Source organism: Flavobacterium sp. 103 (assembly GCF_003096795.1).
Classification (GTDB): Bacteria; Bacteroidota; Bacteroidia; order Flavobacteriales; family Flavobacteriaceae; genus Flavobacterium.
The window spans coordinates 4,124,543-4,147,310 of the sequence record NZ_QENX01000001.1; the positions used below are offsets into that span (position 1 = coordinate 4,124,543).

The following is a 22,768-nucleotide window of genomic DNA, read 5'->3' on the forward strand; positions in this document are numbered from 1 at the left end:
ATTGCAAAAGGTTGCGTCAAATTATAATTATTTTTTTGAAAAAGATGAATTTATCTTTCCTCATACATTTTCAACAACTGTGTTACGGTATTCCAATTACGAATGGTTGCCGTTACATTAAGTTTTTTCTCGATGTATTTTTGGTCAAATCTCGTTTTCCCTGCCCCTACAGAATATTTTATGTAGATTCTACTTTCGTCGATATTTGCTTCATCAGGTTTTACCTGACTCATTTTTAAATCGTTGATACTATCACTTTTTAATGCTATTGAAACAAAAGCCACATATAATTTTTTAGTATCAACTTCTTTCTCTTTCAAAAAAGGATTGTTTTTGAAACAGTTTTCTAAATCAGTTTTACCAATAACAACAATAGGCACTTCGTGTCCAAAAGCTTTGAAAATTTCCTGTTTGATTTTGAAACCAACTGATGCCGCATTTTCCTCCTCAGTATCCACAAAAACATTTCCGGATTGGATATACGTTTGCACATTTTGAAAACCAATCGCTTCTAAAGTTGTTTTCAAAGCGTCCATTTTTATCATATTGTGACCGGAAACATTGATGCCACGAAGAAGTGCGAGATGAGTTGTCATTTTTTATTTTTTTATAATTGTAAAAGTATTGTGTCTATTGATGGTAAATGATAGTTTGTTAAATTTTTACCTTTACAACCACTTTTTTTACTTTCGAAATTTGTCCTGCTTTTACACATGGTCTATGAAGATCCTCCGGAAAAAATATGGTAAACATTCCTTCCTCCACTCTAATCATTGAAGTTTCTCCTTTATAGAAAGTATAATCTTTTTCTAGGTCTTCTTCAACAGAAACCTGATTAGTCAAAGGGGTAAATCCCATTAATTCAACCCCCTGAATTACATACTGAATATCGATGTATTTATGGTGTCCTTCCAGAACGCAATCTTTTTCCTCTTTGGTGTCATATTCTTGAACAATGGCAAAAACATCGTCATTATCGATTTGGTGCTTTCCAGATTCTATTGTGGCTAAATCAGTTTCGGTAATAAACTCAAATCCTTTAGCCAATCTTTTGGTAAGCTTGCTGTATAGTCTGTAATTTTCAATTTTATCGATAACCATTTTATGTTTTTTTAATTTGTTTTCAAAGGTATTGTGAATTATAAGAATTTCCTAAACAATCCCATTTCCAAATTTCCAAACAAAAAACTATCTTCGCTTTCTAAAAAAGAGAAAAGAATATAGAACAAAGAGAATAGACTCCAAAAATCTAAATTCTAGAATCTGCAATCTAAATTCTGCAATCTAAAAAATGTCCAATAACCTCCTAGAAACCCCCATAGAATTCCTCAAAGGCGTTGGTCCCAATCGGGGTGCGTTGTTGCGTAAGGAATTGGGGATTTTTAAATATGGGGATTTGGTCAATTTTTTCCCTAATCGATACATTGATCGCACTCGTTATTATAAGATTAATGAGTTGCAAAACAATATTGCCGAAGTACAGATTATTGGTAAAATCATTAATATAAAAACAGTTGAATTTGGTCGCAACCAAAAACGATTGGTAGCCACATTTGTTGATGATACAGGACAAATGGATCTCAACTGGTTTCAAGGATACAAATGGATTAAAGAGAGTTTAAAGCTCAACGAAGTTATTGTGATTTTTGGAAAATGCGCGCAATATGGTAGCCAATACAGTATGGCGCATCCCGAAATCGAGTTGTTGAGTGAGTACGAGAAAAGTTTGCGTTCCGCCATGCAGCCCGTTTATCCATCAACCGAAACGTTGGCAAATCGCGGCATAACGAATCGCGTGGTAAACAAAATGATGCAGCAATTGTTTCTCGAAACACAGGCATTATTCAGTGAAACCCTGCCTTCTTATTTGACAAGCGAACTCAAACTGATTCCCAAAAACGAAGCTTTATTCAATATACATTTTCCCAAAAGTGCCGAAATTTTGGCGAAAGCCCAATTCCGATTAAAATTTGAAGAATTGTTCTTCATTCAATTGCAATTGATAACGAAGAATTTGATTCGGAAACATAAAATAAAAGGACATCCTTTTTCAGTAGTTGGAGATTTTTTCAATGATTTTTATCAAAATCACCTACCATTTGAATTAACAAATGCCCAAAAAAGGGTTATCAAAGAAATAAGAACCGATATGGGCAGCAATGCCCAAATGAACCGATTACTGCAAGGTGATGTGGGATCCGGGAAAACCATTGTGGCTTTTATGAGTATGTTGTTGGCATTGGATAACGGTTTTCAAGCCTGTTTGATGGCGCCAACAGAGATTTTGGCCAACCAGCATTTTATAGGATTGTCTGAATTGGCAGCTTCCTTAAATATCAATATTAAAATACTCACTGGTTCAACCAAAATAGCGGCTCGTAGAATCATTCACGAAGAGTTGGAAAATGGTACTTTACAAATACTTATCGGTACCCACGCTTTATTGGAAGACAAAGTAAAGTTTCAAAATTTAGGCCTAGCGGTTATTGACGAGCAACACCGCTTTGGAGTCGAGCAGCGATCCAAATTGTGGAAGAAAAACACGATTCCACCTCATATTCTGGTGATGACGGCCACTCCTATTCCAAGAACTCTGGCTATGAGTTTGTATGGTGATTTGGATATTTCGGTTATTGACGAGTTGCCTCCTGGTAGAAAACCCATTCAAACTGTACATCGCTTTGACTCGAATCGATTGAAAGTTTGGAAATTTATTCGGGACGAAATTGCGCTGGGACGCCAAATTTACATCGTCTATCCGTTGATTCAGGAGTCGGAAAAAATGGATTATAAGGATTTAATGGATGGTTACGAGAGTATTTCTCGCGATTTTCCATTACCTCAGTATTCAGTTTCAATTCTTCATGGAAAAATGAAACCTGCAGACAAAGATGAAGAAATGAAACGCTTTGCCGAAGGTAAAACCAATATTATGGTTGCCACAACCGTAATCGAAGTTGGTGTAAATGTGCCTAATGCGAGCGTGATGATTATAGAAAGTGCCGAGCGTTTTGGATTATCTCAACTCCATCAGTTGCGAGGTCGCGTGGGACGTGGTGCCGATCAAAGTTATTGCATTTTGATGACTTCCTTCAAATTGTCAAGTGACAGTAAAACCCGCATGGAAACTATGGTAAGTACTAATGACGGTTTCGAAATAGCCGAAGTCGATTTAAAACTTCGTGGTCCTGGGGATTTGATGGGAACTCAACAAAGTGGCGTACTGAACCTTCAAATTGCCGATATTGTTCGAGACAGGGATATTTTAATGTTGGCAAGAAACTATGCCATCAAAATATTGAAGGATGATGCTCCTATGCAAAAACCAGAAAACGCTATCCTAAAGGCAGTTTTCATCGAATTAACCAAAAAGAAAAATATTTGGAATTACATCAGTTGATTTTTTTTTGAGTTGCTAAGATTCTAAGTTTCTGAGAATCTGAGTAAAAAGCAGTTTGAATATTAGTATTTTAGATTTTTCGAAACTTATATTCTCTTTCCTCATTAAACCTTTCTATTTTTTTACTGTCTAAACCCTTAAGTCAAGTAGCAGTTTTGGCTTAACTTTAATATTTGTATGTACAAACGTTAAATAAAAATTAACAATTCAATTTTTCACAATTCTAAAACCTAAATTTGTCTTTTCCTTATCAAAGGATATGTTAAACTTCTTTTACATTTATAAAATGAAAATAAAAAATCTTGTTTATGCCTTATTGTTAATAGGGTTTGGTGGATTTATTGCCTACAGAATTTCTTCCAATAATGCCAAAAAGAGTGGTCCAAAAGACAAAGATGATAAAGATAAACCAATGACTGTAACAGGCATTGTAGTTCATCCTAAAACTTTTGATAATAATTTATCACTTTCGGGTTCTATCGAAGCCAACGAACAAATCGAAATTCGTTCGGAAGTTTCAGGTATTGTTGAAGGCATTTATTTTCAGGAAGGAAGTAATGTGACAAAAGGACAACTATTGTTCAAAGTTAATGATATTGAATTAAGAGCTCAATTAGCTCAAGCCAATACCAAAGAAGGGTTGGCAGCCGAAAATGAAAGAAGAGCTAAATTATTACTTCAAAAAGAAGCAATTAGTCAAGAAGAATATGATATTGCAAGAGCTGACCATAAATCAACTCAAGCGCAAAGCCAATTAATCAAAGCACAAATTGCGAAAACATCGGTTCGTGCCCCTTTTTCGGGAAAAATTGGACTTCGTTCTATTTCGCCAGGAATTTATATTACACCAACAGTTTTGGTTGCAAAATTAGTAAACAGCAGTAAATTGAAAATTACTTTTTCGATTCCAGAGAAATATGCTTCTCAAGTAAAAACAAATACTCCTTTGAGTTTTACGGTTGAAGGTTCTGATGAAAAATTTACGGCCAAAGTTTATGCTATCGAACCAGAAGTTGCAGTTACTACCCGAACTCTTCAGGTAAGAGCTATTACAGAAAACAGCCAGGGAAAATTATTGCCTGGTACTTTTGCAAATGTAGCATTGCCTTTGAGCGTTATAAAAGATGCGATTGTCGTTCCTACCGAAGCGATTATTCCAGTTCAAAACGGTAAAAAAGTATTCATAGCCAAAAATGGTTTAGCCAAAGAACTTATGGTAGAAACAGCTACCAGAACGGATGCTTCTATCTTGGTGCTTTCTGGTTTGAAAGCTGGGGACACTTTATTGACAAGTGGCGTTATGTCCTTAAAAGATTCTACTAAGGTAAAAGTGATTTTAGGCATAAAAAAATAAATTTTGGATTAAAAATTAATGATTGCTGACCCAAGAGAGAGTGAATTGGTGAAGCATTTCAGATTTTAAAAAAGAACCGTGAAATGGCAGTTTTATAAAGGCTAAAATCAAAAATACATAACAAGAAATTATTAAATATAAAGATTAGTTGCCTTTAGAAATAAATCTAAAATCAGCATTCTAAAATCATAAATCTCTATGAGTTTATCCACTTTAAGCATAAAAAGACCTGTAATGACCATCGTTATGAACTTAACGATTATTTTGTTTGGTATTATAGGTTACACTTATCTGGGAGTTAGAGAATTTCCATCGATAGATCCAGCCCAAGTTTCGATTCGAACGAATTATACTGGAGCGAATTCGGATATTATTGAATCCCAAATTACAGAACCTTTAGAAAAAGCAATCAATTCTATAGATGGAATTCGAAATGTAACTTCTTCAAGTGCTCAAGGGAGCAGCACAATTACTGTCGAATTTAATTTGGATAAAAATCTTGAAGAAGCCGCTAATGATGTTCGTGATAAAGTATCACAGGCAATTCGAAATTTACCGCAAGATATTGATGCTCCTCCAGTTGTTTCTAAGGCTGATGCCAATGGAGATGCTATTATTTCGATGACAGTTCAAAGTGATACTCGAAGTGCACTGGAACTAAGTGATTATGCCGAAAATGTAATTGGTCAGCGACTCGAAACTATTCCAGGGGTTAGTGGAGTTCAAATTTGGGGACAAAAAAGATATGCGATGCGCTTGTGGATTAATCCAGAAAAGTTAGCTTCATATGGTTGTACTGTCGCTGAAGTTCGTGATGCCTTGAATAGCCAAAATGTAGAATTGCCTTCTGGAAAAATTACGGGTGACAATACCGAATTGACGGTTAAAACAGTTGGAAATCTTTCGAAACCAGAACAATTCAACAATATCATCATTCGATCAGTTGGTGAAAAAATAGTCCGTTTTAGCGATGTTGGTACAGCAGAGTTAGGCCCTGAAAATGTTGAAACCAAAATGACGCAATCGGGCACTCCACTAGTTGGTGTGGCGATTGTACCGCTTCCGGGTGCCAATTATTTGGATATTGCAAGTGCATTCTACAAAGAATTTGAGCGCTTAAAAAAGGATTTGCCAAGTGACATTAAATTAAATATTGCTATTGATAATACAGTTTTTGTAAAAAAATCAGTAATTGAAGTAGCCGAAACGTTAGGAATATCGATTGTATTGGTGATTTTAATTATCTTTTTGTTTTTTAGGGATTGGGCTATTGCTTTCAGACCTTTAATCGATATTCCTGTTTCCTTGATTGCAACATTCTTTATTATGTGGCTTTTTGGGTTTTCGATAAATGTACTTACGTTACTTGCGATTGTTCTTGCCACTGGGCTAGTTGTAGATGATGGCATTGTGGTCACCGAGAATATTTTCAAAAAAGTAGAAGAAGGAATGTCGCCTATAGAAGCCGCAATAAAAGGATCCAATGAGATTTTCTTTGCAGTAATTTCGATATCCATTACTTTGGCAGCTGTATTTTTGCCGGTTATTTTCCTCGAAGGTTTTGTCGGACGATTGTTTCGAGAGTTTGGTGTGGTCATTGGAGCTGCAGTATTAATTTCCGCTTTTGTGTCCTTGACATTAACCCCGATGCTAAATGCCTACTTGATGAAAGGCGGGGAACAAAAGAAATCAAAGTTCTACATTCGTACTGAACCCTATTTTCAAAAATTAAACAGCACTTATGCCAATGCGCTGGAACGTTTTATGAAGAGAAAATGGTTAAGTTTTCCAATTCTTATTGTTTGTTTTGGATTGATATATTTGTTCTTCAATATTTTGAAAAAAGAAACAGCTCCTTATGATGACCGAAGTGGTTTTGTGATGCGTATGACAACTCCCGAAGGATCTTCCTATGACTATACAGATCGTTTTATGCAGGAAGTTTCCAAATTGGTAGATGATTCCATTCCAGAGAAAAAAGTGAGTTTGGTGATTACTTCTCCAGGGTTTAACTCTTCTTCTGTTAATAGTGGTTTTATACGTGTTTCCTTAGTCGAACCAGATAAAAGAAAAGCTTCCCAAAAGGAAATTGCTGATAAATTAACCAAATTGACCAGTCAGTATTCGGAGGCCAAAACATCGGTAATCGAACAGCCTACTATCGCCGTAAACAGACGTGGTGGTTTACCGGTTCAGTATATTATTCAAGCTCCTAATTTTGAAAAACTTAGAGAAAAAATCCCTTTGTTTATGGATGAAGCTGCAAAAAGTAATGTCTTCTCTGTTACCGATGTGAATTTAAAATTCAATAAACCCGAAATCAATGTTTCAATTGATAGAGCAAAAGCTGAAAGTTTAGGAATATCGGTGAAGGATGTTGCCCAAACCCTACAACTTTCCTTGAGTGGTCAGCGTTTTGGCTATTTTATTAGAAACGGAAAACAATATCAAGTAATTGGTCAATTTGAAAGAGAAGATCGTTCCAAACCGTTGGATTTAACATCAATGTATGTCAAAAACAATAAAGGGGAACTCATTCAAATGGACAATGTTGTTAAGATAGAAGAACAAAGTAATCCGCCGCAGTTGTATCATAATAATCGATACATGTCGGCTACAGTTTCCGCAGGTCTCGCTCCAGGCAAAAGTCTTAGCGATGGAATTGATGCGATGAACGAGATCAAGGCCAAAGTTCTTGATGATTCGTTTACCACTGATTTAGGTGGTGAATCGAGAGATTTTGTCGAAAGTAGTTCGAATACTTCTTTCGCCTTTGGATTGGCTTTATTGTTGATTTTTCTAATATTAGCAGCCCAGTTTGAAAGTTTTGTAGACCCGTTTATCATTATATTAACTGTACCAATGGCGGTTGCAGGAGCCTTATTTTCGCTTTGGCTATTCAATCAAACCTGGAATATATTTAGTCAGATTGGAACCATTATGTTGATTGGATTGGTAACGAAAAATGGTATTTTGATAGTTGAATTTGCTAATCAATTGCGAGAGCAAGGAAAGCCAAAATTAGAAGCAATTTTGGAAGCTTCAGAGTCAAGATTACGCCCTATTTTGATGACGAGTTTGGCTATTTCCTTGGGAGCTTTACCAATTGCATTGTCGCTTGGTGCGGCTGCTACAAGTAGAATTGGTATGGGAGTTGTTATTGTTGGAGGTACAATTTTCTCTTTGGTACTTACTCTATTTGTAATTCCGGCTTTATATTTAATGTGGTCTAAGGCAAGAAAACATTACCCAGAATTTGATCATATTGATGAATATGAAAACGACGTAAAAAAGTAAATTTGAGTTGCTAAGACTATAAGTTTCTGAGTCACTAAGATTTTTTGAAAAGAATGTAAATTTAACTTAGTCCCGATAATTATCGGGAAAGCCGCTTAGAGTCTTAGCATCTTAATTAAAATATAATCAAAAACTTAGAATCTTAGCCACTTAGTGTCTTAGCATCTATTTAAACAAACAACAATGATGAATACCAAACTGTTTTTTAGAAGTTTCCTGCTGTTTTTCTTCTGCTTCGCAATAGGAAATGCACAAGAATTACTTACTCTGGAAAATGCCGTTAAGATTGCATTGGAAAACAATTATGAAATAAAAATTGCCGATAATAATTTAAAAATTGACAAAACAAATGTAGCTATTGGAAATGCAGGAATGTTGCCTTCCCTAAGTGCAGTTGCTACAGACAATAATAGTATTTTGAATACTTCCCAAACCCGGTCAGACGGAACAACGGTAAACTTAAAAAACGCCAAAAATAATAACTTGAATTATGGCGTGGCTTTGGATTGGACCATATTTGATGGTTTAAAAATGTTTGCCAAATATGACCAATTGAAAGAATTGCAAAATATGAGCGATGCCCAATTGAAAATGACAATTATCAATAAAGTTAGCAGTGTCAATTCGGTTTATTATGATTTGATACAGGAACAGCAAAAGTTATTTGATTTGGATTCTACAATTATCATTTCCCAAAAGAGACTGGAGTTCACCAAAAACAGATACACTATCGGGAAAAATTCCAAACTGGATGTGTTGAATGCCCAAGTGGATTTGAATACGGATCTTGGTAATTTATTAAAAGAAAAACAAACTTATGCTAATGCCAAAACGCTTTTGAATCAGCTATTGGCGAGAGATTTAAACACTGATTTTAAAGTTACTGAAGGAATCAATGTAGATCGAAAACTGAAACTTGTTGATCTGATAGCATTGGCAGAAAAGCAAAATCCAGAGTTAGAAATGCAAATCATCAATAAAAAAGTAACCGAACTAGAATTGAAGCAAATCAAAGGGGAACGCTATCCTACAATTAAATTAAATTCGGGATATAATTTTAATGATACAAAATCGAGCCTTGGTTTTACGACTCAATCATCTGCGCATGGCTTGAACTATGGTTTTTCGGCTTCTTTGAATTTGTTTGATGGCGATGCACAAAACAGAAATGAAAAGATTGCCCAAATGCAAGTTGATAATTCTAAATTAGTGATTGACCAACAATTGAATCAATTGCGAAGTAATTTGACAGTTGCTTTCCAGGTATATTTGACCAATTTGGAGCTGATTGATTTAGAAGCTAATAATACCGCTATTTCTAAGCAAAATCTTGAAATTACTGCCGAAAAATTTAAAATTGGAACCATCACTTCAGTTGAGTTTAGAGCAGCCCAATTGAATTTTATCAATTCAAGAATTCGTTTGAGCAGTGCGCAGTTCCAAGCAAAATTATCTGAAATTACACTAAGGGAATTAGCCGGTAATCTTAATTTTTAGCTATTTTTATACCAAAAAGTAAGAATGGTTTCATACAACCCTAAAATTTGGTTCGCTTACATCTTTCGTTTTCATAGATCGGATACAATAAGACAATTATTTCCAATACTATTTTTAATTGTAATTTATTCAGGTGTGGTGGCATACTTGGAGATTGATTATTTTAAATTAGAGGAAACCAGTCATGTTAAAAACCTTTTTGTAATTCATACTACATTGGGTTTTGTTATCTCTTTGTTATTGGCTTACCGAATCAATTCTGCTTATGACCGTTGGTGGGAAGGACGCAAATTATGGGGAGCTTTGGTTAATAATAGTCGAAATCTGGCCATCAAACTTTCAGTTATATTAAAGGACGAAAGGGATTTGGCTTATTTCAGGAAACTAATTCCAAGCTACGCTTCGATGTTAAACAAGCATTTGAAAGATGAAGAAACAAGTATGCAATTGTTTGAGCATGTTGACTTAACGATTGATCATCACAAACATAGACCAAATCAAATAGCTAAGATGCTGTTCCAAAAAATAAACGATTTGTATGTTGCCAATAAAATTTCTGGTGATCAATTGATTGTTTTAAATAATGAAATTCAGTCTTTTACCGATATTTGTGGTGCATGTGAACGAATAAAAAACACTCCAATCCCCTATTCGTACAGTACTTTTATAAAAAAAATAATCTTCATTTTTATTTTAACATTGCCTTTTCCTCATGCTTTTACATTAGGATATTATGTAATTCCTGTAGTGTCTTTTGTTTTTTATGTATTGGCGAGTATTGAATTAATTTCCGAAGAAATTGAAGAACCTTTTGGTTACGATGATAACGATTTGCCTACTACAAAAATCGCTGAAAACATTAAAAAGCACATTGAGGAACTTTTATAAAAAAGAGTATCAAAATTTGTTACAATTGAATCAATTTTTGCAGCTCACTAGCTTTGACCCTCACGAAACATTGATTATATTTGCACCCGAGTCCGGAGGACGAACGGACGAAGTAATCTTAAAAAAACGAAACATGAAATCACTATGATTCCAAAATATAAATTGGAATTTTAAATGTAATACCATTTTCTAATTAAAAACATATAATAACTTCGCATGAAAATATCTTACAACTGGTTAAAACAATTTATTAAAATTGATTGGAAATCGGATGAAACATCAGCATTACTTACCGATTTAGGACTTGAAGTTGAAATCGTTGAGAAATACCAATCGGTAAAAGGCGGATTAGAAGGAATCGTTGTAGGACATGTTCTTACTTGTGTGCCTCATCCAGATGCTGATCGATTAAAAATCACGACAGTTGATTTAGGCGATGGTGTTCCTTTACAAATTGTCTGCGGTGCCAGTAATGTTGATGCAGGTCAAAAAGTGCCCGTAGCGACTATTGGAACTGTTTTATTTGATAAGGATGGAAATTCTTTTACCATTAAAAAAGGGAAAATAAGAGGACAGGAAAGTCATGGGATGATTTGTGCAGAGGATGAATTGGGTCTTGGCGAAAGTCATGACGGAATCATGATACTTGATGATTCTATTCCAGCTGGAACATTGGCGTCAAAAGTTTTCAAAATAGAAAACGACGAAGTTTTTGAGATTGGCTTAACGCCAAATCGTGCTGATGCAATGAGTCACTTAGGTACTGCGCGTGACTTAAGAGCTGGATTGATTCAAAAAGGAATTAATGTTGAATTAATTACGCCATCTGTAAGTAATTTTAGAGTTGACAAAAGAACTTTAAAAATAGATGTTGATGTCAAAGAAATTCATCTTGCACCAAGATATTGTGGCGTTACTATTTCTGGTATTTCAGTAAAAGAATCTCCAGAATGGTTAAAAAACAGATTGAAAGCCATTGGAATCAATCCAAAAAATAATATTGTGGATGTTACCAATTATGTATTACATGATTTAGGACAACCATTACACGCTTTTGATGCCGCAAAAATTAAAGGAAAGATTGTTGTTCAAACACTTCCCGCTGGTACAAAATTCGTTACTTTGGATGATGTAGAAAGAACTTTACATGAAGAAGATTTAATGATTTGTGACGAAAAAGGACCTTTGTGTATTGCTGGTGTTTTTGGAGGAAAAAAATCAGGAGTGACTGAAACAACCAATTCTATTTTCCTAGAAAGTGCTTATTTTAATCCAGTGAGTATTCGTAAATCTGCCAAAAGACATCAATTGAATACCGATGCTTCTTTTAGATTTGAAAGAGGAATTGACCCAACAATTACGGAATATGCTTTGAAAAGAGCTGCTTTATTGATACAAGAAGTGGCAGGTGGAGAAATCACATCCGATATTGTAGATATTTATCAAAAGAAAATTGAAGACTTTACAGTATTTTTAAATTTCAAAAATGTTGCACGCATTATTGGGCAAGAACTACCAAAAGATACGATTAAACAAATTTTAGCTTCTTTGGAAATAAAAATAAACAGTGTTTCGGATGCTGGTTTAGGATTGGTTATTCCTGCTTATCGCGTAGATGTGCAAAGAGAAATTGATGTGATCGAGGAAATTTTGAGAGTGTATGGCTATAACAACATTGTATTCTCCAAAAAATTGAATGCAACAGTTTCAAATTCTCCACGAAATGAGGATTACAAAGTACAAAATACAGTAGCAAATCAATTGAATTCCCAAGGTTTTAATGAAATGATGGCCAATTCATTGACTACTGCTTCTTATGTGCAACTTTCAGAAATGCTTAAAGAGGAACACAATGTAACAATGTTAAATCCATTAAGTAGTGATTTGGCAACAATGCGTCAGTCTTTGTTATTTTCAGGATTGGAAGCGATATCGTATAACATAAACCGTAAAAATTCTGATCTAAAATTATTTGAATTTGGAAAATCATATCATAAATTTTTATCAGGTTACGAAGAAATTAAGCATTTAACTTTATTTCAGACAGGCAATAGAAACCAAGAAAATTGGACGAATGCCCCAAAACCTTCCGATTTCTTTTTATTCAAAGGATATGTAGAAGGCATACTTTCAAGATTAGGAATTACTAACGCAAAAAGTATGTCAGTAAATTCAGATGTGTTTTCAGAAGGAATTGCTTTAGGTTTAGGAAATGATTCTTTAGTTGAATTTGGTGTGGTTAAGAAATCAGTATTAAAACACTTCGGAATCAAACAAGAAGTTTTCTACGCAGATTTCAATTGGGCTGCCGTTTTAAAATTAATGTCGAGCAAAATAAAATATACTGAAATTCCAAAATATCCGGAAGTTCGTAGAGATTTGGCTTTATTGGTTGATCAAAATGTCACTTATGATGCTATTTATGCCATTGCCAGACAAACAGAAAAATCATTATTGAAAAATGTCAATTTGTTTGACGTGTACGAGGGACAAAATTTACCTGAGGGTAAAAAATCCTACGCATTGAGTTTTACAATTCAAGATGCTGCGAAAACACTTGAAGATGCGCAGATTGATAAAATAATGAATAAACTAATAAAGAATTTTGAAACTGAACTTGGAGCAAGTTTGAGATAATTTCTTTATAATAAATGTAAAATCCCAATACTAATTTTTTTTAGTATTGGGATTTTTTTTAAGTTCTGGTAATCAATCAGAACTTGGCAATAAACTAATTAACATCAAACAAACAATTATTGTTTAGGTAAAAGAACCGTGTCGATTACATGAATTACTCCATTTGATTGATTTACATTGGCAATTGTTACTTTAGCTTTATTTCCATTTTCGTCGGAAATATATAAATCTTTTCCTTGCATCCAGGCAATTAATGTTCCACCACTCACTGTTTTCAACATTGCTTTTCCATTTCCTTCTTTAATTGCATTTGCTATATCAGTAGCATTCATTCTTCCGGTAACTACATGGTAAGTTAAAATGGTTTGCAATGTTTTTAGATTTTCAGGTTTCAGCAAATTTTCTACTGTTCCTTTTGGCAATTTGTCAAACGCAGCATTTGTTGGGGCAAAAACGGTGAATGGTCCGGCACTTTGTAAAGTTTCAACTAAACCAGCTGCTTTTAGAGCAGCAACTAACGTGGTATGATCTTTTGAGTTTACTGCGTTTTCAATAATATTTTTGGTTGGGTACATAGCAGCTCCGCCAACCATGACACTTTTTTGAGCATAAGACGTTACTCCTAACATTAATCCAAAAAATGCAATCGATAAAAATTTTCTAGTTTTCATAAAAATCTATTTTTAAAAGTTATATAAAGACATTTACGTAAACAGATTGCTTTTGGTTTTATAAAAAATGATTTTTTTTAATTTTATTTCTTAAGAAGATGAAAAAAAAGCTTTTTTGATTGATTTTTAGTTTGTTATGTTTTTTTAATAGAATAAAAAAAAGCAATAGGTTTTAAAACCGATTGCCTTTTTTAAATGATACAGCTGTGTGCTATTATTTATTACAAGTTTTTTATCACAAACTCACTTCTTCTGTTTAATTCGTGTTGTTCTTCATCACAAGAATTATCAGGAATGCATTTTACAATTGGAACTGATTCTCCATAACCTTTGGCAAGAACTCTATTTTTAGGAATTCCTTGTTCTAAAATATAATCTTTTGTTGCATCTGCTCTTTTTTGAGAAAGATCCGCGTTGAATTTTGCATTTCCACGACTGTCAGTGTGTGAACCAATTTCTACAACCATTTCAGGATATTTATTCATCAATTCAACAATACGATTTAATATTCTTTTCGATTCTTTTCGAATATACCACATGTTATAATCAAAATAGATTGGATCAGTCTTGATAATTAATCGGTCTTTATCTTTGACTACATCTTTTTCGGCAGCAACGATGGCAGCCGTTTTTTCTTTTTTCTTGGCGGCAGCAATTTCTTTATCTTTTTTGTCAGCAGCTATTTTGTCTTTTTTCAATTGCTGAGCAGCTTCTAGGTCTGCTAATCTTTTGGATTCAAGAGCAATAGCGTCGTCTTTTTTCTTTTGTTTGAGTGCATTCGCATCGGCGATTTTCTTTTCCTGAAGAGCAATTGCATCAGCTTTCTTTTTTTGTTCAAGTGCAACTAATTCGGCAGCTTTCAATTGTTGAGCTATAATTAAATCCGCAGCAATCTTTTTCTCCAAAGCTACTTGTTCTTCCTTTTTGATAATTTCTATAGATCGAATTTCCATAGAACCATCATTCGATTTATTTCTTTCTCCCGAAATATGGAACGATTTTGAATTCTCGGTATAATTTTCTTTGGTAGCCAATAATGAATAATTAGATTCACAAGCAATTGTAAAACTAAATTTACCATCTACTTTAGTGATTGTTTTTTCAAGCTCTTGATTGGCAGAGTTTTTCAAGATTACAATAGCATTTTCCAATACAAGATGCGAATCGACATCAGTTATTACACCGGAAATATATTGTTTGCAATCTTCGATAAGTAATTCTTTGGTTTCTCTTAAAGAATAAATATCATCTTTCCCTTTTCCACCGGGTCTATCAGAAGAAAAATAACCCTCCTTCGTATCAGAATCTATGTAATAGGCAAAATCATCATAACCCGAGTTTACTGGAAGTCCCACATTCGAAGCTTTAGAATAGGTATTGTCTTGAATGTCTGAAACAAAAATATCCAAAGCTCCGTAGCCTTCATGACCATTGGAAGAAAAATATAATTTATTGTCTCTCGAAACAAATGGAAATTGCTCCCTTTTGGGAGTGTTTATTTTTTCTCCCAAATTCATTGGTTTGCCATAAATAGAGCCCGCTATTGAAACACTAAAAATATCAAATGAGCCTAATGTCCCAGGCATGTCTGATGCAAAATAGAGTGTTTTTTCATCCGGACTCAAAGCTGGATGCTCTACAGAATAATCTGGACTATTAAAAGGCAATGCCACAATATTAGTCCATTTATTCTTTACAAACTCAGCTCTGAAAATTTGAATGTTCGATATTTTGTCTGTATTCTTCCCTCTCCTGCCGTTGTTTGAATTGTTTCGGGTAAAATACATGAATTTGCCATCCTTTGTAAAAATAGCATTCGATTCGTGCATAGGCGATTTCAAATCTTTTGAAAAATAAGCCACAATAGAATCATTTGCATTTACATTTTTTAATGGAATAGTGACTAAATTGAGATAGGATTCATTATTCCATTTATAGGTTTTATCAAATAAATTAGGTTTCTTTTTTACAGCTGCAAAAACTAAGTTATCTCCAAAAACTACAGCACCAAACTCTGAATTAGCTGTATTTATTGCTAAATTTTGAATATCAAATCTTTGTCCAATTGCGCTGACGTTCTTTAAGGTTTTGATATCCCTCTCTAATTTTTCAATGGCTATAGTATTATTTGAAGCCAAATAAAACTTTCGCATGATGTCATTTGCTTCATTATATTTTCCTTTGGCTTTCAATGTTTGGGCATATCGGAAATAATAATCTTCATTCAGTTCTTTGCCTTTACTTTGAATTAATAGAGAATATAATTCTTGGGCTTTATCATAATCATTTGTAAAATAATAACAATCGCCTAAATTTTGAATTACCTCTTCCGTTTGGATTTTGGTACTAATTTTTTCATACAAAGGAATTGCGGCACTATAATAGGTTTTAGCAAACAAAAGGTTTGCTCGTTGCAAATCCTGTTGTTGGGCTTGAATGAATTGGATTGAAAATACGATGAGGATTATATATATTCTTTTCATGTGGAGTTAATATTTGATTTTTAAAGGAACATGGTGTCGCCATTCTAAATTATATTTTGAAATTTGAATCATGTCGATTTCATGTTTACTTTTTTAGAAAAATCTTGGTGATTTGTCATACCCTTTGCCTAATAAATCCAAGTTATACAATAGCACAATTTCATGTGAACCAGAACTGAATTGGCTTAGATTTGAAGTGACATAATCATAGGAATAACCAACTCTCAAATTTGGATTGACATTGATATTCATCAATAAACTTGCGGAATCACCAAATCGATAAGCAGCACCAAGTTCGAATTTTTCATTATACAATACATTAGCCGTTAAATCTACAGAAACCGGTGCTCCTTTTACAAATATTGCCATAAAAGCAGGTTTAAATTTAAAAGCCTCATTAATGTCAAAAACATATCCTCCCGTTAAATAAGTATGAATTTCTCGAGGACCAAAGGAATTAATGTCAGGTCTTGATTTTATGTGTTCTGCCGAAAGCAAGTTTGGTGCAGAAAGTCCAACATAATAATTATCCGTAAAATAAAAGGCTCCTACTCCAATATTGGGTACAGTTTCATTTATATTTTCAGCAAATGCTTTGTCTGTGGAGATATCACCGCTATTTAATTGAAATCCATTAAAGTTGGTGCTTATTGATGAAAAACCAGCCTTTACCCCAAATGAAAGTTTTTGCTTTTCATTCAATTGAAGAACATAGGCGAAATCGGCAAAGAAATTTGTTTCCTTTTTGGCACCATCACCGATATTGTCTGAAACTAAAGAGAAACCTCCTTCTATCTTTTCATTTATAGGTGTGTGGGCAAATAAGGTTAGGGTTTTTGGTGCTCCTTCGATTCCGGCCCATTGGTAACGATACAAACTTCCTAAATTTAAGATTGCGGGAGTTGCCGTTGCATAAGCAGGATTTACAACACTCATATTGTTCATGTATTGCGTGAAATGAGGATCTTGCTGAGCGGTTGCCTTTAGTATGGAAAGGAAAAAAAACACAAAAAGTATTATTTTTTTCATTAGAATAAATTTAATAGGTAAGAAATGAATTATCGGTTTAAATAAAGTTGGCCTTGTTTAGGAGGCAAATTGTCTTTATTATAGTGGATAATATAGAAGTAGACTCCAGCTGGTGCATCACCATCTATAAAGCTTGAATTTGAATTTTTTCCGTTCCAATCCGGTTTGTTGATGTCACCTTTGAATAACACATTTCCGTATCTATTAAAAATTTCTAACGTATAATTCGGAAAAGAAAATTCGATATCTACAATTTGAAAAGTATCATTTACGCCATCACCATTTGGTGAAAATCCATCAGGAATCTTCAATTTGTCAGGGGTTAAAGTGCAATCTGTTAATGAAACCGCTACCGGCAATGCACTAGAATAACATTGAGTTGTTGCATCATAATCAAAACCATAATAAGTTGCTCCTTCTGAAAGCAAATCAGTATTAGGAATTATTGTCCCATTTGTTAAAGCGTCATACCAAACTAAATTTGCGGATGCAAAGGTATTATTTGATAAATTTTGAATAGTAGGCTTGTCAATACCGCAAAATTCTTCTCCATTTGGTTTTAAAACGGGTATTTGAACAGTATTTATCAGCACACTTATCGGAGTTGATAATGATTCACAACCAGTAGTTACATTCATTTCTTTAACGTAATAATTTCCTGTTACCAAAAGTTTACTTGATGCTAAAGGAATTGTACTTGTTGGAGTATCATACCATTTGTATTGGTTTCCGTTAGGAGCTAAATTAGCTACTGTTGCTAAATTGGTTTCGCAAAATTTTTGATTGCTCGCAGTTGGACTGTTTGGGATGGCATTAATGGCAAAATTTTTGGAAACAGTATTGATTATTGTAGAACAACCATTTCCAGTATTGGTTAAATCTGTTATAGCCAAAGTATTACTTCCTGTATTTAAAAGTTTACCGGCAGGAATTAAAAAAAATGTTTTTCCCCCGCTTACTGCTAAAGGAATTGTTTGCGAACCTATTGCGTTTGCTCCAGATACGGCATAACTCAAAGTGATATTCGATAAGGTTCCCAATCCCGTAATATCAACATTTATGGCTTGACCTAAACAGCCGTCTTTTACGGTTACAACCATATTGGCAATATCAGGTAATCCGTTTACAATAAATACTTTTGATAATGTTGATGTGCTCGTACAATTGGTTAAGGCATTTGTAATATTGGTAATTGCTATAGTTGTATTTCCTGAATTCGGAATTAAATTGGAGGCTATACTAAAAGAAGCTAACCCAGAAGCAATACTTAAAGTTGCGGGAATTGCAGTTGCTATATTACTTCCAGATAAGTTATAAAGAATATTGTAATTTCCATCTGCAAGATTGGAAGTCCCTGAGAAATTTACATTTGCTGAATAACCTTGGCAAATTGGCACAATTGTTAATGTTGCACTATTTATTTGTGGAGTTGCATTAATTTGTACAACAATAGGTTTTAAGCTAGACTCACATCCTGTTAATGGGTTCACTTCTTTTACAAAATAGTTTCCTGAAATTAAAGGTGTTGTACTAGTTAATGGAACGGTACTTGTTGCCGAATCGAACCATTGATATTGACTTCCTTGTGGAATTAAATTAGCAACTGTTGCATTATCTGAAGTGCAAAAAATTTGGTCATTTGCAATAGGAATAGTGGGAATCGAATTTACTGTAAAATCCGTTTTATTGTTGATACTCAAAGTACAACCCGTTACTGTATTGGATAAATCAGTTATGGTGAAAGAGGTCAGTCCCGCATTTGGTATGTCAGTTGTTGGAATAACAAAATTGGTTTCACCAGCTATAACTGTCAAAGGAATAATTTGAGAACCAGTAATATTCGATCCAGAAAGATTGTAATTAATCGAAATTGAAGTCAATGTTCCTAAACCCGATAATTTAACGTTTGTCGCCTGACCTTGACATATGTCTTTAATTGTTGCAGTCAGATTGGTTGCATCAGGTAGTGGATTTATCGTAAACGATTGATTAAGTGTAGATGTATTGGTGCAACCAGTAGTAGAATTGGTGATTTTGGTAATTGTAATTGTGTTTGCTCCTGCATTTGGTATTAAAGCTTTTGGAATGGTAAAAGCACCTAATCCTCCAGTAATACTAATAATAGCAGTTTTTGCAGTTGCAGTATTATTACCGCTTATGTTGTAAACAATGTCATAATTTCCGTCAGTAAGATTTGATGTACCTGAAAAATCAATTGGCACGTCAAAGGTTTGGCAAACTGGTGTAATAGTAAGTGTAGCATTATTAATTTTAGGAATAGGATATACATGTAAAATATCTTCAATTGTTCCAATAATATTGTTACAAATCCCAAGACTAGTTGCATCTACTATATTGATAATATCAATGGAATAATTATTGACTTGTTGAAAATATGTCGACGGAATTGGAAAAGTTAATACACCACCTGAAAAACTTTTTGTAGTTTGTATTGGTGTAGGTACTCCCGAAATAGTGTAGGTAACGTTATAAGTACCATTTGGTATAACTTGAGTACCTTGTGTTAAAACCGCATTATAAGTTGCTGTTGGAATTTCATTTTCACATATATCAGAGTTTACCACTAACGTCGCCCCAGTAAAATCAAGTTGTTTTTCTATAGTTATATCTACAAACGATGATTTATCAGAACAAATCAAATCATTTGAAAGTACGGTATAGGTAAATCTATAAATACCTGGTCCTCTCGTATTGTAAATATTCTGAATATTAATATTAGAATCTGTGGCACTAGTTATTTCTCCTAGTCCGGCATCCGTCCATACTCCACCTGAATCTTGTCCAGTTAATTGTCCAAATAAATCAAAATTAGTGTAGGTGCCTAATACATTAGAACACAATTGCAAATTCGTCGGGGTACCCGATTCCGGACCCCTAAATATTGAAACATTTACAGTTGAAGAAACAGTTGGATTACATGTCGATCCTACTGGAGATTGAACTGTATATGTATAAGGATATGTTTGACCTGGGGGTGGAATAGCTGTGTTTAGAGTATTACTTGATAAGCCACCAGCACCAGAATCATCATTCCAAGTACCATTTGTTTGTGGTGAAGGCGTTGGAACTCCTTTAAAAAGCTTAAATAAATTCAAACTTTCATTATTGCAAACTGAAAAATCTGGACCAGCAATTCCAGCGTACCCTCCAATAGTAACAGTTACAACAGCAGAGTCCGTACACCCTAACCCATCTGAAACGGTATAAGTGTAATTATAGATCCCACTTTTCTTGATTTGCTGTGCATTTAAAAAACCAGTTGTCGTGCTTAATCCTAAAGATTTATTATCATCAGACCATGTTCCTCCAATCGTATGAGGTCCTAATTGAAGATTCAGATCTACAGATGCGCTTGATGGATCAGCAATGTTACAAACATTCAAACTGTTATTATCACTCCCTGCAATTCCCGCACATTGTGCATTAACATCAATAGAACAGAAAAAGAGAATGAAAAATGTAAGAAAAGAATAAAATGTAAAATGAGTAGGAAAACGTAGTTTTGGAACCATAAATATTATTTGATTTTGCCAAAAATAAACATTTTGACATAACTTAACATACTTTTAACTTTTTATTTAGTATTAACGATCAAAATAAGTTTGAGTTTTAACAATAATAAGTTTGAATGATTTTTAAAACAAAAAAAGCCCCGCAGTTTGCGGGGCTTCCTATATTCAAAAAATCAAGAAATTATTTTTTCTCTGATTTTTCCATTTTAGCTTTCAATGCAGCCAATACATCATTGTTATCTCCTAAAGTTGCAGCTGGTGCGTTTGTAGTAGATGCAGATGAAGTATTTTCAGTTGCAGCTTTCACATTTTTCTCTTCTTCTTCGCGGAAGATAGCAGTGTGAGAAGCAACTACTCTTTTGAATTCTTTGTTGAATTCAATTACTTTGAAATCAGCAGTATCACCTTTTTTCAATTTCTTACCGTCTTCTTTTTCAAGGTGACGTGTAGGAATGAAAGCAACGATATCATCTCCGAATTCTACAGTAGCTCCTTTGTCAACGATTTCAGAAATTTCACCTGTGTGGATAGTTCCAACTGCGAAAGAATCTTCGTATTGATCCCAAGGATTAGCAGTAGTTTGTTTGTGACCTAAAGATAATTTACGTCCGTCAACATCTAATTCTAATACAACTACATCTAATTTTTCACCAACATTTACAAATTCAGATGGGTGTTTGATTTTCTTAGTCCAAGAAAGGTCAGAAATGTAGATTAATCCATCAATTCCTTCTTCCAATTCTACGAAAATTCCAAAGTTTGTAAAGTTTCTAACGATACCTGTATGTTTAGAACCTACTGGGTATTTAGAAGTAATGTCAGTCCAAGGATCTTGAGTCAATTGTTTGATACCTAATGACATTTTACGGTCATCTCTATCTAAAGTTAAGATAACAGCCTCAACAACATCTCCAACTTTTACGAAATCTTGAGCAGAACGTAAATGAGTTGACCATGACATTTCAGAAACGTGGATTAAACCTTCAACACCTTCAGCAACTTCGATAAATGCACCGTAATCAGCGATTACAACTACTTTACCATTTACTTTGTCACCAATTTTCAAATCAGCGTTCAAAGCATCCCACGGGTGAGCGTTCAATTGTTTCAATCCTAATTGAATTCTTGTTTTCTCATCATCGAAATCAAGGATTACAACATTTAATTTTTGGTCTAATTCAAGAACTTCACTTGGGTGGTTGATTCTACTCCAAGAAAGGTCAGTAATGTGAATTAATCCATCAACACCACCTAAGTCAATAAACACACCATAAGAAGTAATGTTTTTAACAACACCTTCTAATACTTGTCCTTTTTGTAATTGACCGATGATTTCTTTTTTCTGTACTTCAATATCCGCTTCAATAAGCGCTTTATGAGAAACAACAACATTTTTGAATTCGTGGTTGATTTTTACCACTTTGAATTCCATCATTTTGTTTACATATACATCGTAGTCTCTAATTGGCTTAACATCAATTTGAGATCCTGGTAAGAAAGCTTCAATTCCGAAAACATCAACGATCATACCACCTTTAGTTCTGCATTTTACAAAACCATTAACGATTTCACCTGTTTCGTTAGCAGAAATAACTCTATCCCATGATTTGATAGTACGTGCTTTTCTGTGAGATAATACCAATTGACCTGTTTTGTCCTCACGGATGTCAATTAATACTTCTACTTTGTCACCTACTTTTAACGCTGGGTTGTAACGGAATTCGTTTAATGAAATAACACCTTCCGATTTTGCGTTGATATCAACGATAACGTCTCTATCTGTGATTCTTACAACTACTCCTTCAACTACTTCTTCTTGGTCAGTTGCAATAAAAGTTTTTGATACTAGTTCTTCGAATTCCAATAAGTTTTTCTCATCTACTGCATCGATACCTTCTTCGAAGTTATGCCAGTTAAAATTTGCTAAAAACTCTTCTTGTGATTTTAATTGTTCAGACATGCTGATAAAAAATTTGTAT

At 34.0% G+C, this 22,768-nt stretch carries 13 protein-coding genes; 6 read left to right on the plus strand and 7 right to left on the minus strand.

All coding sequences use genetic code 11. The annotated features are described in order from the left end of the window. Positions 1-50: 50 nt before the first annotated feature. On the minus strand, positions 51-596 hold the full coding sequence (locus tag C8C85_RS17495; RefSeq protein WP_116798170.1) for a DUF1697 domain-containing protein: 546 nt from the start codon (positions 594-596) through the stop codon (positions 51-53). A gap of 58 nt (positions 597-654) precedes the next feature. Further along, on the minus strand, positions 655-1,101 hold the full coding sequence (locus C8C85_RS17500; RefSeq protein WP_116798171.1) for a YhcH/YjgK/YiaL family protein: 447 nt from the start codon (positions 1,099-1,101) through the stop codon (positions 655-657). 190 nt (positions 1,102-1,291) lie between these two features. On the opposite strand from C8C85_RS17500, the gene recG reads away from it, so the two are divergent. The 6 genes from recG (at position 1,292) to pheT (ending at position 13,073) form a co-directional block, all read left to right on the plus strand. After that, a complete protein-coding gene (recG, locus tag C8C85_RS17505) occupies positions 1,292-3,400 on the plus strand; it encodes an ATP-dependent DNA helicase RecG (RefSeq protein ID WP_116798172.1) in 2,109 nt (702 codons plus the stop codon). Positions 3,401-3,686: 286 nt separating this feature from the next. Beyond that, complete coding sequence (locus C8C85_RS17510; RefSeq protein WP_116798173.1) at positions 3,687-4,754, plus strand: efflux RND transporter periplasmic adaptor subunit; 1,068 nt, start codon at positions 3,687-3,689, stop codon at positions 4,752-4,754. Positions 4,755-4,952: 198 nt separating this feature from the next. After that, positions 4,953-8,051 carry an efflux RND transporter permease subunit gene (locus C8C85_RS17515; RefSeq protein ID WP_116798174.1) on the plus strand — a complete coding sequence of 1,033 codons (3,099 nt, stop codon included), beginning with the start codon at positions 4,953-4,955 and terminating at the stop codon, positions 8,049-8,051. A gap of 186 nt (positions 8,052-8,237) precedes the next feature. After that, positions 8,238-9,548 (plus strand): TolC family protein, encoded by a 1,311-nt coding sequence (locus tag C8C85_RS17520; protein ID WP_116798523.1) that lies wholly within the window; start codon positions 8,238-8,240, stop codon positions 9,546-9,548. A gap of 24 nt (positions 9,549-9,572) precedes the next feature. Then, positions 9,573-10,436 carry a bestrophin family protein gene (locus C8C85_RS17525; protein WP_116798175.1) on the plus strand — a complete coding sequence of 288 codons (864 nt, stop codon included), beginning with the start codon at positions 9,573-9,575 and terminating at the stop codon, positions 10,434-10,436. A 216-nt stretch (positions 10,437-10,652) separates the two neighbouring features. Further along, entirely contained in the window at positions 10,653-13,073 is a 2,421-nt protein-coding gene (gene pheT, locus C8C85_RS17530) for a phenylalanine--tRNA ligase subunit beta (protein WP_116798176.1), read from the plus strand. A gap of 116 nt (positions 13,074-13,189) precedes the next feature. On the opposite strand, the gene C8C85_RS17535 is transcribed toward pheT, so the two are convergent. The 5 genes from C8C85_RS17535 to rpsA form a co-directional block, all read right to left on the minus strand. Beyond that, on the minus strand, positions 13,190-13,744 hold the full coding sequence (locus tag C8C85_RS17535) for a fasciclin domain-containing protein (RefSeq protein ID WP_116798177.1): 555 nt from the start codon (positions 13,742-13,744) through the stop codon (positions 13,190-13,192). A 221-nt stretch (positions 13,745-13,965) separates the two neighbouring features. Next, complete coding sequence (locus C8C85_RS17540; protein WP_116798178.1) at positions 13,966-16,227, minus strand: OmpA family protein; 2,262 nt, start codon at positions 16,225-16,227, stop codon at positions 13,966-13,968. Between the two features lie 93 nt (positions 16,228-16,320). Next, complete coding sequence (locus C8C85_RS17545; protein WP_116798179.1) at positions 16,321-17,256, minus strand: type IX secretion system membrane protein PorP/SprF; 936 nt, start codon at positions 17,254-17,256, stop codon at positions 16,321-16,323. A 29-nt stretch (positions 17,257-17,285) separates the two neighbouring features. After that, positions 17,286-20,789: a gliding motility-associated C-terminal domain-containing protein gene (locus C8C85_RS17550; protein ID WP_116798180.1), complete on the minus strand. Its 3,504-nt coding sequence runs from the start codon at positions 20,787-20,789 to the stop codon at positions 17,286-17,288. Positions 20,790-20,970: 181 nt separating this feature from the next. Continuing rightward, the gene (rpsA, locus tag C8C85_RS17555) at positions 20,971-22,749 is read right to left on the minus strand and encodes a 30S ribosomal protein S1 (protein ID WP_111410796.1); all 1,779 of its coding nucleotides are present in this window, start codon (positions 22,747-22,749) and stop codon (positions 20,971-20,973) included. Positions 22,750-22,768: the final 19 nt, after the last annotated feature.

Coding starts and splice junctions, on each gene's coding strand:
- C8C85_RS17540 (WP_116798178.1), bottom strand. CDS start 16,227: ATGAAAAGAATATATATAATCCTCATCGTATTTTCAATCCAATTCATT.
- pheT (WP_116798176.1), top strand. CDS start 10,653: ATGAAAATATCTTACAACTGGTTAAAACAATTTATTAAAATTGATTGG.
- recG (WP_116798172.1), top strand. CDS start 1,292: ATGTCCAATAACCTCCTAGAAACCCCCATAGAATTCCTCAAAGGCGTT.
- C8C85_RS17510 (WP_116798173.1), top strand. CDS start 3,687: ATGAAAATAAAAAATCTTGTTTATGCCTTATTGTTAATAGGGTTTGGT.
- rpsA (WP_111410796.1), bottom strand. CDS start 22,749: ATGTCTGAACAATTAAAATCACAAGAAGAGTTTTTAGCAAATTTTAAC.
- C8C85_RS17500 (WP_116798171.1), bottom strand. CDS start 1,101: ATGGTTATCGATAAAATTGAAAATTACAGACTATACAGCAAGCTTACC.
- C8C85_RS17520 (WP_116798523.1), top strand. CDS start 8,238: ATGAATACCAAACTGTTTTTTAGAAGTTTCCTGCTGTTTTTCTTCTGC.
- C8C85_RS17535 (WP_116798177.1), bottom strand. CDS start 13,744: ATGAAAACTAGAAAATTTTTATCGATTGCATTTTTTGGATTAATGTTA.
- C8C85_RS17545 (WP_116798179.1), bottom strand. CDS start 17,256: ATGAAAAAAATAATACTTTTTGTGTTTTTTTTCCTTTCCATACTAAAG.
- C8C85_RS17515 (WP_116798174.1), top strand. CDS start 4,953: ATGAGTTTATCCACTTTAAGCATAAAAAGACCTGTAATGACCATCGTT.
- C8C85_RS17550 (WP_116798180.1), bottom strand. CDS start 20,789: ATGGTTCCAAAACTACGTTTTCCTACTCATTTTACATTTTATTCTTTT.
- C8C85_RS17495 (WP_116798170.1), bottom strand. CDS start 596: ATGACAACTCATCTCGCACTTCTTCGTGGCATCAATGTTTCCGGTCAC.
- C8C85_RS17525 (WP_116798175.1), top strand. CDS start 9,573: ATGGTTTCATACAACCCTAAAATTTGGTTCGCTTACATCTTTCGTTTT.